Genomic DNA, 12,839 nt, shown 5'->3' with positions numbered 1-12,839 from the left:
GACTGCAAAGTTGACAGAATATCCTGCTTGACTCTTAATAAATTTGCAGCTTTAGCAATCGCAGGCTGCACATCTTCCGTCACCAACAAATCCACCCCATCAAGAAAATCAAACACCTCATCTATTGGCGACAGCAAACAAATATCACAATCCATATAAATAGTTTTATCAAATAAAGATTCCCCGTACAAAGCCAGCTTAGCTTGCCGCGACGCTAAAACAGGATTTTCGTGAGACGGTGCAGGTTTCAATATGACATTTCCAAACACCTGAAGTAAAGGATATAAAATTAGAGGTACTCTATCTATTAAAATAATAATGGGTTCGCGGTGAAACTTCCTGACCGACGCCAGAAAATGAACGCAATCCTGGAAAGAGTAAAGACCGGTTAAAATAGTGATAAATCCCTTAACTGCTAATTTATTTGAATTCATTGATTTACTTATTAATTTACTTATTTCCGTCAGTGTGTCCACTCCCAAAAGCTCTCACTCCACTCATCTCGACCGTGAAAAATTCCTTGCCATTCATAAAAATGTACAAAATTTTTCAGATTAATTGTTTTATTGACATCGCGGATCATGTAAAGAGGTTTATCTCCATAAAAAGAAGCCCACATAGTATAACTGCTAGGCGGCCCGACAACATAGTCGCATTCAGCCAAAGCATACATATCTTCAATTAAATGACCGCTGCCAAATTCACAGTTAAAATTATTAAATAAACTCGGTTTTTGTGGAATATTAGAACAAATCAAAAACTTGATTGTTTTTCCTTCAAATAGCCCAACCACAGAATTCATGACTTCTAAATATTGCTCAGTTGTGTAAAAGTATCTCCCCTTTTGATGCTTAGCATAATCCCCTTGACGGATGTGAATTCCGACGATCATATCAGAGTTATTTCTTAAATTCAATATCAAACGCTCTACATTGATTCTATATCGCTCTAATGGTGCAAAGTATGCTCTAATCGGGTCGGCGTACTTGTGTAACATGGGGATATCTTCTACAAACCAGCCATCTCGAAATAACCAGCCTTGAAAACAAACAATTGAACCGTGCTTGATTTGTTCGATTTCCTGATATTTTCGCCAACTAAAAGGTTGTTTTCTGGTTATTTCTTGCGTTTTTAATATTTTTTTCTGGCTTAAATACTTAACTAATTTGTAATATTTGCTTCTGACCAACTTGTTACCGGGTGCGGTAAAATATGGAGGAGGATAACAACACAAAAAATCACCAGCGGTTCCCACAAAGAATTCTGCATATTCGTCAAAAGCAGGATTGAGAACAATCAAATTATGCTCGATCGCCCAAGCAATGAAATTAGCAAAAAGCAGCAGTCGGTTGCCGAGTTGTCCCGATTTAGCAGATATTATTAGCATATTGTATTTTTGGGGCGGGCGAGACGCCCAACCCCTACTCCCCACAAGAATTCAATCAAACTTTGCTGTAATGGTAAGGTGTGCAATCCCCCCCCTACATATTAAGAGTTGTGGCGTTTTTGCTGCCACTGCCAAGCATGGGAGATAATGTTCTTAATGTCGGGATATTCTGGAGAGCAACCCAAGGCTTGGATGGCTTTCTCGCTGCTACCAACCAAAGCAGGCGGGTCGCCCGGACGCCGATCGCACTCAACAGCCTTAATCTCTTTTCCCGTCACTTGGCGAGCCGTTTCTATCACCTCTTTCACCGAAAAACCGCCGCCATTGCCCAAATTAAAGAAATCAGATTTGCCACCCTTGAGCAAATATTCTAATCCCAAAATGTGAGGCGATGCCAAATCGTTAACGTGAATGTAATCCCGAATGCAAGTACCGTCAGGAGTATCGTAATCCGTGCCAAAAATCGCGATCGAATCTCGTTTACCCAAAGCAGCGAACAACACCAGTGGGATCAGGTGAGTTTCTGGATTGCGATCCTCTCCTAACAACCCGTTAGGGTCGGCCCCAGCCGCGTTAAAATAGCGGAAACAAACAGACTTGAAATCGTACGCAGCGTCAAAATCCGACAAAATCCGTTCTACCATTAACTTAGTAGCACCGTAGGGATTGATCGGGTTTTGTGGGTGGTCTTCTGTGAGCGGAATTTTCTGCGGTACACCGTAAGTCGCGCAAAGGGATTGTTAAGTTGATTGGGTAAAAATATTTGAGCCGTGCGATCGACTGTTCTAGTAAAGAGCGATCGCGTTACGTTCTTGGCGTACTGAGGGCGGTAAGGATAAGTGCAGTGCATTACTTTAATCGGTTTGTCGATCGTATAAACATCTTTCCACTTATCCAAGTAGTTGTAAACCGGGGACAAAGTTGTCATTTTCGGTTTCACTGATTCAACAGCCGCCGCAAAAGCGCCCTTAATCTTTCAATAGTAGCATATTTTGATGCGCCACTACCATCTCGAAATATTTCTTAAAGTTTATAAACAATTCCTGAATTTTACTGCTTTTCGTAAAAGCGATAAATCCGCCATTGTATTGAATGCTATTTTCATTTACCGGCAACCCGACAGACTGCAAAGTTGACAGAATATCCTGCTTGACTCTTAATAAATTTGCAGCTTTAGCAATCGCAGGCTGCACATCTTCTGTTATCAGCCATTCTACTTCATCAACATAGTCAAAAACTTCATATATTGGCGATAGCAAACAAATATCGCAGTCCAGATAAATAGTTTTCTCAAAAGGAGATTGTTGATACAAAGCCAGCTTAGCTTGTCGCGATGCTAAAACAGGATTTTCGTGTTTCGGTGCGGCCTGCAATCTCACATTTCCGAACACCAAAAGTAAGGGATCTAAAAATCGCGGCACTCTATCTATTAAAATAATAATTAGTTCGCGGTGAATCTTCCTGACTGAAGCTAGAAAATGTATGCAGTCTTGAAATGAGTACAATCCAATTAAAATGGTGATAAATCCTCTATCCCTATCTTTTTTCTAACGATAGTAAAAATCGAAATTTAATAAGGCAATTAACTGTGTTTTTAATAACCGATAGAGATATTGCCAATGCTCCAACTGCAATTTATCCCAAACCTTATCCCAAAAGGTTCTTACTTGATTTTTTTTCCAGTCCCAATGAGCCAAAGAATGCTCCCTAATTTGAGCGAGTTCCTGCCACCCGTCATTACGAATATTCCACCCAACTTTAGCAGTTGCCAACCCAATGGGATTACCGTCTTTTGTTTTGACTTTTTGGACTTCAAAAAATCTTCCAATCTTTCCCCATTCTTGAATAAACTGAATTTCTTTCCCATTGTCTCTCGCAACTACGAACAAATTTTCTGGAACAAAACTTACATTCTTCAATGGAATTTCTAGCTTTTTTGCTAATTTGTGAATTGCCTCTTTTCTCCCCGGCAATGATTGATTTGGTGGATGATCTAGAATGGGAATAAACCCTTTACAAGTAATTCCTGACATCCATTCTCTCTCTGGCACTTTTCCTATGATTCTTGTATCTGCATCCACAAAGATTGTCACTCGGCATAATTCTAAGGCTTTTTTTAGTGCAAATCGTTTATCATTATAACAATAATCTACACCTTCGCGACTTTTTTTAAAGGCGAAAACATTCGTCAAATTCTGAAAGTCATTTGGGTTGTCAGTACAAATAACTAGCATCGTCCCTAGAGAATGAGTTTCTAAGTCTGCTGCTAGTTGTTTGGCTAATTCGCGATACTTTTTCCGAAAAGCTAAGGTGCAAAAACAAAAATCTTTGTGACTGTTTAACATTATTTTCGACTCTATTTTTGCACTTGCTTTATTTTAGTTTATGCTAACTGTGACGCTTTTGATGCCACTGCCAAGCATGGGAGATAATGTTCTTAATGTCGGGATATTCTGGAGACCAACCCAAGGTTTCGATCGCCTTTTTGCTGCTACCAACCAAAGCAGGAGGGTCGCCCGGACGCCGATCGCACTCAACAGCCTTAATCTCTTTTCCCGTCACTTGGCGAGCCGTTTCTATCACCTCTTTCACCGAAAAACCGCCGCCATTGCCCAAATTAAAGAAATCAGATTTGCCACCCTTGAGCAAATATTCTAATCCCAAAATGTGAGCCGATGCCAAATCGTTAACGTGAATGTAATCCCGAACGCAAGTACCGTCAGGAGTATCGTAATCCGTGCCAAAAATCGCGATCGAATCTCGTTTACCCAAAGCAGCGAACAACACCAGTGGGATCAGGTGAGTTTCTGGATTGTGATCCTCTCCTAACAACCCGTTAGGGTCAGCCCCAGCCGCGTTAAAATAGCGGAAACAAACCGACTTGAAATCATACGCAGCGTCAAAATCCGACAAAATCCGTTCTACCATTAACTTAGTAGCACCGTAGGGATTGATCGGATTTTGCGGGTGGTCTTCTGTGAGCGGAATTTTCTGCGGTACACCGTAAGTCGCGCAAGTAGAAGAAAACACAAATTTCTTCACGTCAGCAGCGATCATTGCTTCCAAAAGCGTAATAGTGCCGATGACATTGTTGCGATAATATTTAGCTGGGTCGGTAACAGATTCGCCCACGTAAGCGTAAGCAGAAAAGTGCATTACAGCATCAATCTTGTGCGTAGCAAACAAGTTGTCTAGAAGAGTGCGATCGTTCGTATCGCCAACTACTAACTCCACCTGCAAAGCCCGATCTACTAAATCTCTGTGACCGTAAACTAAATTATCCAAAATCACCACACCGTAACCGGCGTTTTTCAGCGCTAATACAGCGTGAGAGCCAATATATCCAGCTCCACCCGTCACCAAAATAGTTTGTTTGTCTGCACTCATTTTCTTCTGCCTGTTTTTGTAGCTGGGATTGCCAAGAGCCTTGTTAACTTGAGACTGCCGCATCAGACGCTTTCACACTAGGCGTGAGCCGGAGAATTCAAGCGAAATATATAGGCTTTGCTGTGCGGGACGGGACGATCGCACTCCTAAAAAACGCTTTTTACACTCCAGATAGATGCTGACTGTGCAAATCTGTCTGTTCAATCGATAAACTTGAGGCGACCAATTTGGATATAATCAAATATCCGATTAATCTGATGTCGATCCTCTTCTGAAATTTTATCATCTGATAGGATAGCCGAAGTCAAAACTAAGTGTTCCCGGCGAGTGATTTTACCAGACGCTACAATTCGATCGACTTTTTGAGAAATTGTTAAGTTCGATTTGTTGTGAGATGTTCGCATTTATTCGATCGCTTGTATGCTAAAATAATTAAAGCGGATTGCAGTTTTTGACCCCAAAATAGTGCGTACTCGACCGCAAATCAATTTGCTCAACAGCATAAATAAGGTATCAGAGTATTACTTCCCAAGATAGATATGCGGACTAGATAACTCTGCATTCAGCCTTGAATTCAGCCTTCGGATAGCGTTCAGAACTAATTTAATTATATAATATTTTTCCTAGAGAGGCACTTTTCTATGCAGGTTTATCGGCTTCCGGTACTATCCGACAATTACATTTTCTTGCTGCACGACCCCGATAGCCACACAGCAGCAGTCGTCGATCCAGCACGATCGCAGCCAGTATTAGAGCAACTGCAAGCACTCGGAGCGGAATTAACCACAATTTTCAATACCCACCACCACCGCGACCACATAGGCGGCAACGAGGAACTGATCGATCGCTTTCCCGAAATTAAAGTTTACGGCGGCGCAGAAGATAGAGGCAGAATACCCGGACAGCAAGTGTTTTTACAAGCGGGCGATCGAGTTTCTTTTGCCAACAGAACCGCCGAAGTCTTCTTCCTACCCGGCCACACAAAAGCTCACATCGCCTACTATTTCCCCCCCAGCAACCCCAGCGAAATCGGCGAATTGTTCTGCGGCGACACCTTATTTGCTGGAGGCTGCGGCAGGCTCAAAGAAGGCACTCCCGCCCAAATGTTAGCCTCTCTGGGGCAACTGCGAAACTTGCCCGACAATACCAGAGTTTGGTGCGCCCACGAATACACGCTCAACAACCTGCAATTTGCCTTGAGTGTGGATGGCGACAATCCCGATTTACAGCAGCGCTTCGCCGAAGTCAAGGAAGCGCGCAGTCGATCGCAACCTACAATACCATCATCGATCGGCCTCGAAAAAAGCACAAACCCATTTTTGCGCTGGGACTTTCCCACGATCCAATCAGCCACCAACACCCGCGATCCCGTGCAAACCTTCGCTCGATTGCGCGGCATGAAAGACCAATTTTGACCTTAACGTTTTTTTTTCTTCAGGTAACTCTTAAACTTGAGTATCGGTTCCCTCAACCACTCGTCAAAATTTCTGTATTTTAGCTGAAATTTCGACAGCTTTTTAAACTTATTTGAATTGTTTTCCATGTCGTCCTTAAAGGGTGTCTGAGACAACATATCGAGCCATAATTGATTGGGGGCTGAGCTTTCCCACGGTTTCGGTCTTGACATAAAGTGCATCACTTTACTTGACATATCATCAGTCTTGTGGTTGTTCCAGATTTGGTCTAATTGCTTCCACCTTCCCGCTAAAAATGAATTTAATGCACCCTGATCGTGATCCCCCCAAAGGTTTGATTGAGCGTTTTCCATCAACTTTTCGGACAGTTGCTCTTCCTCCCAAAGCTTCATGTTGTAAACTAAAACGCCAGCATTGAAATAAGGGTTTCGATCTTGAGAATTGTTCGGATTCCCCCAGACGTTGGGTGCGGCTGCTATCGGCATTGTTTGAAGATCGAGGTTCCACAGCGGCTCTAAACTTCCTAGAACGATCGTGTCGCTGTCGAGCCAAATCAGCCTTTCTGTTTCCTTGGTATATTTTCGTGGCTCCAATCTAACATAAGTAAGTTTAGAACCTGACAGGGAAAGAAGTTGGTCGTAATTAGATTGCAATTCTTGCCATTCAATCTGGTATTTGCAGCAATTCTGTAACTGTTCTTTTTGCTGTGAACCTATCCCGGTAGATACAATGCTAATTTTTACCTGATCCTGTCCAGATTTACTAACATTGAGATCTATAGACTTAAGAAGTGCTGCTAACCCCAGAATATAGTTGCGATCGCCGGCGATGAATATGTGCATAGGATTAAGTTTGTGAAATGAACAAAGGTAAAAGGCGCGCGGTCAAACTTGACACAAACGCCGGCACGGGAGGAAGCAGGCGGCTTAGTATTCGGGTAAGTGCGATCGCCCGTTTACCGTTGAGAATAACATAACCTTGCCTAAATTTCCGCTTAGATTTACACAAAGAAACGGGGTTTTTAAGTAGGCAGGCGCAAATAAAGTTTACAATGTAACAGAATGTAAGGGAAGCATAACAAGAGCGATTGCTTCGTTTGACTCGCTCCGAGAGAGGCCTTATGTATTTTCAAGCTTCATCCACTTATTTACCTGTGTGCAAGTGCCATCTGTACGCGCCCGAAAACGAGCAACAGCCATTGCTAATATGCAGCAACGCGAAAAATAATGAGACGAACTAACCTGGCATTTGAAACAGCCAGAAAATTCCCCCTCGCCTGTGCTGAATCCCGCAAATGGTTCAGACGTGGGACTCTACGATAAAATAAATTGTCTAGATATCGATATTACCGCACAACGATCGACATCCATCTTAGGTTTGAAGTGTCACCCTGCTCAAATCAAAAGTTCCTCTGTTATTTCCCTATTATCGATCGCGATTTGCTTTGCCCAAAGTAAAATGAGCGTTGTTAGAAACCGATGCAAAACCCACGCAATACTGAACCCCAAGGAAAAATCGACCCCTCTGTTTCAACGGATTCTAACAAAACGTTCTACCCAGCCGCGCCTTTGCCCACAGATGTAGGGATGGTTCTGCAATTGGCAGATGGCAGCATTCAGGGGTGCAATTCTCACGCGCAGGATCTGTTGGGGATGACAGCAGAACAGATGCTCTTATGCACTTCAATCAACAGTCGGTGGCAGACTCTGCGTGAAGATGGCTCGGATTTTCCCGGCGAGACACATCCGGCGATGGTGGCGCTGCAAACCGGGCAACCATGTTTAAATGTCATCATGGGCTTCGATCGGCCACAGGGAGAATTGATTTGGTTGACACTCAATTCTCAACCTTTATTTCAGGGAGATCGATCGACTCCCTATGCGGTAGTAACAACCTTCACGGAACTCGCTCAACCTCAGCCCGAACCAGTCTGTAACCCGCCCGCGCCACAACTTTCAGACACCCTCGAAAGTATTTCGGACGGGTTCTTTGCTTTGGATCGAGACTGGCGATTTACCTACCTCAATTCGCAAGCAGCGCGGTGGCTGAATCGACTCCCCGAAGAGGTAATTGGCAACAGCATTTGGGAAGAGTTTCCCGAATCAGTGGGCAGTTTGTTTGAGCAGGAATATCGCCACGCCGCCACCTTTCAAGTTACGGTTAGTTTTGAATCTTTTTATCCACCGCTCAATGCTTGGTATGCGGTACGAGCTTATCCCATCCCATCGGGACTTGCCGTTTATTTTCAAGATGTCACCGAACAGAAGGCGACGAGGGCTGTTTTTATTCAACAAGCGCAAACGGCACACCAACAACTAGCAGAAATCGAGGCAATTTATGCTAGTGCGCCGATCGGACTTTGCTTTCTTGATAATGAGTTGCGGTTTGTCCGCCTCAACGATTGGCTAGCAGAAATTAACGGAGTGCCAGCCGCTGCTCACATCGGCAAAACATTGCGCGAAATCTTGCCAGAAATGGCAGATGATTTAGAGCCTCTTTACCGACAAGTTATTGAAACTAAAGTTCCACTCAAACAGCTCGAAGTTCGGAGGACGAACTCAGTACAGCCGGGAGTAGAACAGGATTGGCTGTTGAGTCTCTATCCGCTGAAAGCCGAGGACGATCGCGTTTTGGGCGTGAATGTGACGGTGCATGAAATTACCGATACCGATCGCAAAGCTACCAAAAAAGAAATTCAACGGCTCAACCAAGAACTAGAGCGACGAGTTAATGAACTGCAATCGATACTTGATGCTGTACCCGTCGGTATTACGATCGCCGACGACCCACAGTGTCAAGTAATTCGCGCTAACCGGTTTGCCCTGTCGATGTTGCAAGTGCCGGCCGATACCAATGTTTCTGGAACCGGAGAGCAAGCGGCAGTTCTTCCGTTTAGGCGACTCCGCAACGGACAGGAAATTCCGGGAGAACAACTCCCCATGCAACTGGCCGTGGCTTCCGGCGTCCCAGTGCGAGATGTGGAAATTCAAATGGTGCGCGAGGACGGAGTGGCCTTTGATTGGTTGGTGAATGCGGTGCCGTTATTTGACGAACAAGGCGCAGTTCGCGGCTGTGTAGCGGCGTGTATGGATATTAGCGATCGCAAACAAGCTCTTGCTGCTTTGCACCGCTCTGAGGAACGCTATCGCACTTTGTTTGAGTCCCTAGACGAAGGCTTTTGCGTCATCGAAATGCTGTTTGACGCCAACGAAAAGCCGATCGATTACCGCTTTTTAGAAGTCAATCCGGCTTTCGAGAAGCAAACCGGACTCGTACAAGCTGCGGGTAAAACGGCGCGACAACTCCTTCCGGATCTCGAAGATTATTGGTTTGAGATGTACGGCAAAGTTGCGCTGACGGGGGAACCCGTGCGCTTCGAGCAGGGATCGGAAGTCCTAAACCGCTGGTTTGAGGTTTCGGCGTTCCGCACTCCTGAGCCGCACAGCCGAAAAGTCGCCTTGCTTTTCAAAGAAATCAGTGAGCGCAAACAATCAGAGAATCGGCTGCGGCAACAGGAAGAACAACTGCGGCTGTTCGTCAAACATTCGCCTGCGGGAGTGGCGATGTTTGACCGCCAGATGCGGTATATGCTGGTGAGCGACCGCTGGCTATCAAGTTACGGACTCGGCGATCAAAAAATTGTGGGTCGATCGCACTACGACATCTTTCCCAATTTGCCCGATCATTTCAAACAAATCCACCAGCGCTGTCTGGCGGGCTCAGTCGAAATCTGCAAAGAAGATCAGTTTCCCCGCCCTGATGGCTCAATCGACTGGGTGCAGTGGGAAATTCACCCTTGGCGAACCAACACCAATGAGATTGGCGGCATCATGATTTTTTGCGAAATCATCACCGAGCGCAAAAACGCTGAAATCGCGCTCACGGAGGCCTCCCAGCAAGTCAGCAATATTATAGAAAGTATTACCGATGCCTTTATCGCGATCGATTCACAATGGCGCTATACCTACGTTAATGCCACTGCTGAAAAACTGCTTTCTCGATCGAGAGCCGACTTGTTAGGTCGATCGATCTGGGAGCTATTCCCCGCAGAAGGAGAATCGAATTCGATGGTATATCAAGAATTTCATCGAGTTGTTAACGAGCAAGTTTCTGTCAAATTTGAAGAGTTTTCGCCTTCACTCCAAATGTATATAGAAGTGAGCGCCTATCCAGCGGCCGAAGGACTTACGGCTTATTGGAGCGATATTAGCGATCGCAAACGCACTGAAGAAGAACTGCGGCAAAAGAATGCGATTTTGAACGTGATTAACGAGTCAGCGCCCACGCCAATTTTTGTCAAAGATCGAGAAGGACGGATTATTTATGCTAATCCAGCCACGCTGGACGTACTGGGAAAACCTGCTGCTGAAGTAATTGGCCGGCGCGATTGCGATTTATACCCAGTAGCAGAACTTGGAGCCACAGTCACGGACAACGATCGGCGCATTATGGAATCTGGACAAACAGAAGTCGTCGAAGAATCTCCCGATGGCATTCGGACATTTGTGGCAATGAAAGCTCCCTACCGCAATGAGGCGGGAGAAGTCATCGGCTTGATTGGCATCTCCAACGACATCACAAATCGCAAACGAGCAGAAGTCGCCCTGCAAGAACAAACTAAGTTATTGCAAGTAATCATTGACAGCATTGGTGATGGTTTGATTTTGGCCAACCAACAAGGGGAGTTGGTGTTGTTTAACCGAGCCGCCGTGGGGATATTCGGTCAGCTATCGAATGAAAAATCCCATGAGGAATGGTCGATTACCTACGGGCTATTTTTGGCAGACAAAAAAACCCTCTTTCCCGACGCTGAACTACCTCTAGCCAGAGCAATCAAAGGTGAATATGTCAATGATGTAGAGGTATTTGTGCGCCGCGAAGATTCCGAAGAACGTTGGATCAGTATCAGCGGTTATCCGGTAGTTGATACTAGCAGCAAAATCAAAGGGGGAGTCATTGTCTGTCGGGATATCACAGAACGCAAACAAGCCGAAGCAGCGCTGCAAGAAAGCGAAGAACGATTTCGCACTATGGCTAACAACGCTCCTTTTATGGTCTGGGTAACAGACTCCACAGGCTATTGCACTTTCTTGAGTGAAACCTGGTATGAATTCACAGGTCAAACTGAGGAAACTGGTTTGGGATTCGGTTGGGTAAACGCGACGCATCCAGAAGACCGAGAACAGACCAAAAATGCGTTCTTGACCGCCAACGAACGCCAGGAATCTTTCCGCGTGGAATATCGCGTGCGGCGCAAGGATGGCGGATATTCTTGGGCGATGGATGCGGCGGCTCCCCGATTTTCCGAAAGCGGACAATTTGAGGGTTATATCGGCTCTGTAATCGACATTACAGAGCGCAAACAAGTGGAAACCGAGCGCGATATGGTTCTGCAATTAGAACAAACTGCCCGCACGGAAGCCGAGCGAGCTAACCGCATTAAAGACGAGTTTCTGGCGGTGCTTTCTCACGAGTTGCGATCGCCCTTAAATCCGATTTTAGGCTGGTCGCAACTCCTCGTCGGTGGCAAGCTGAACGCGAGTCAAAGTGCCAAAGCCTTTGAGACGATTGAGCGCAACGCCAGACTGCAATCTCAATTAATCGAAGACTTGCTTGACGTGTCTCGGATTCTGCAAGGAAAACTCAGATTGAATGTGGCTCCGATGAATCTGGCAACCATTATTCCGTCTGCTGTGGAAACCGTGCAATTAGCCGCCGAAGCTAAAAAAATTCAAATTCAAACAATCTTAAATCCCGATGTCGGGCAAGTAGTCGGCGATACAAGTCGCTTGCAACAAATTGTGTGGAATTTGTTATCAAATGCGGTAAAATTTACGCCCGAAGGCGGTCGAGTAGAAGTTCGATTAGGGCAAGTCGAACACCAAGCTCAAATTCAAGTCATAGACACGGGTAAAGGTATTATTCCTGATTTCTTGCCTTATGTTTTTGACCATTTCCGACAAGAAGATGGCGCTACAACTCGCAAATTTGGCGGCTTGGGATTGGGATTGGCGATCGTCCGCCAACTGATCGAACTTCACGGCGGAACGGTGTTTGCAGAAAGCGCAGGAGTTGGTCAAGGAGCGACGTTTACGGTGAGATTACCGCTATTAAATGATGATTCTAGAAGGCAGGAGGAGGAAGAACGTCATGGGGCTGCTAGTCCGACTCTCTCATCCTTTCCGCTAGCTGGATTGAGAATTTTGGTGGTAGATGATGAACTCGACTCGCGAGATTTTGTCGCTTTTGTGCTTGAGGAAGCGGGTGCCGAGGTGATTTCTCTGGCATCTGCTGCTGAGGCGCTAGAGTCGATCGAACAAAGTGCGCCGGATTTGCTCGTCAGCGACATTGGAATGCCCCAGATGGACGGGTATATGTTGATCGAGCGCATCCGCACTCAGCTTGCGCCTGAGTATCGGCAGTTGTTGGCGATCGCCTTAACGGCCTATGCTGGAGAAGCCAACGAGCGCCAAGTTTTGCAAGCCGGATTTGACAAACACTTAGCCAAGCCGATCAATCCCACCCAGTTAGTTGCTACTGTAGCGCGATCGATCTTCGGCCAGCGCCTTGAAAATAAAGCCTGAGTGCTCGGTAAGACATTGCACTGCTGTTGATTTTGCTCCTTACATTACCCCCGTTTGGCGTAATTT

Annotated in this window: 9 protein-coding genes and 2 pseudogenes; 2 read left to right on the top strand and 9 right to left on the bottom strand. The window is 45.5% G+C overall.

Going from position 1 to position 12,839, the window contains the following annotated elements; all coding sequences use genetic code 11:
• From QUB77_RS17680 to QUB77_RS17645, 8 genes and pseudogenes are all read right to left on the bottom strand, one after another.
• Positions 1-434, bottom strand: a pseudogene (locus QUB77_RS17680) (hypothetical protein); the annotation flags it as partial.
• 29 nt (positions 435-463) lie between these two features.
• Complete coding sequence (locus QUB77_RS17675; protein ID WP_333179047.1) at positions 464-1,387, bottom strand: alpha-1,2-fucosyltransferase; 924 nt, start codon at positions 1,385-1,387, stop codon at positions 464-466.
• 101 nt (positions 1,388-1,488) lie between these two features.
• A pseudogene (galE, locus tag QUB77_RS17670) lies at positions 1,489-2,124 on the bottom strand (UDP-glucose 4-epimerase GalE); the annotation flags it as partial.
• Positions 2,031-2,315: a hypothetical protein gene (locus tag QUB77_RS17665; protein ID WP_333296140.1), complete on the bottom strand. Its 285-nt coding sequence runs from the start codon at positions 2,313-2,315 to the stop codon at positions 2,031-2,033. The pseudogene galE (QUB77_RS17670) and the gene QUB77_RS17665, both read right to left, overlap by 94 nt.
• 40 nt (positions 2,316-2,355) lie before the next feature.
• Positions 2,356-2,892, bottom strand: a complete 537-nt coding sequence (locus tag QUB77_RS17660) for a hypothetical protein (RefSeq protein ID WP_333323305.1) — start codon at positions 2,890-2,892, stop codon at positions 2,356-2,358.
• Positions 2,893-2,934: 42 nt separating this feature from the next.
• Complete coding sequence (locus QUB77_RS17655) at positions 2,935-3,579, bottom strand: hypothetical protein (protein ID WP_333175101.1); 645 nt, start codon at positions 3,577-3,579, stop codon at positions 2,935-2,937.
• 196 nt (positions 3,580-3,775) lie between these two features.
• The gene (gene galE / locus QUB77_RS17650) at positions 3,776-4,774 is read right to left on the bottom strand and encodes a UDP-glucose 4-epimerase GalE (RefSeq protein ID WP_333175104.1); all 999 of its coding nucleotides are present in this window, start codon (positions 4,772-4,774) and stop codon (positions 3,776-3,778) included.
• A gap of 200 nt (positions 4,775-4,974) precedes the next feature.
• Positions 4,975-5,178 carry a hypothetical protein gene (locus QUB77_RS17645; protein ID WP_190659093.1) on the bottom strand — a complete coding sequence of 68 codons (204 nt, stop codon included), beginning with the start codon at positions 5,176-5,178 and terminating at the stop codon, positions 4,975-4,977.
• Positions 5,179-5,415: 237 nt separating this feature from the next.
• Between QUB77_RS17645 and gloB the strand changes: the two genes are divergently transcribed.
• Positions 5,416-6,189, top strand: a complete 774-nt coding sequence (gene gloB, locus QUB77_RS17640; protein ID WP_333175106.1) for a hydroxyacylglutathione hydrolase — start codon at positions 5,416-5,418, stop codon at positions 6,187-6,189.
• A gap of 2 nt (positions 6,190-6,191) precedes the next feature.
• Here gloB and QUB77_RS17635 read toward each other — a convergent pair whose 3' ends face one another.
• Positions 6,192-7,031 carry a glycosyltransferase gene (locus QUB77_RS17635; protein ID WP_333175108.1) on the bottom strand — a complete coding sequence of 280 codons (840 nt, stop codon included), beginning with the start codon at positions 7,029-7,031 and terminating at the stop codon, positions 6,192-6,194.
• 636 nt (positions 7,032-7,667) lie between these two features.
• On the opposite strand from QUB77_RS17635, the gene QUB77_RS17630 reads away from it, so the two are divergent.
• Positions 7,668-12,773 carry a PAS domain-containing protein gene (locus QUB77_RS17630; protein ID WP_333175110.1) on the top strand — a complete coding sequence of 1,702 codons (5,106 nt, stop codon included), beginning with the start codon at positions 7,668-7,670 and terminating at the stop codon, positions 12,771-12,773.
• The last annotated feature ends 66 nt before the right edge of the window (positions 12,774-12,839 follow it).

This window comes from Microcoleus sp. AT9b-C3 (assembly GCF_036705485.1).
Classification (GTDB): domain Bacteria; phylum Cyanobacteriota; class Cyanobacteriia; order Cyanobacteriales; family Microcoleaceae; genus Microcoleus.
This window is presented reverse-complemented; position numbering and strand designations above follow the sequence as displayed.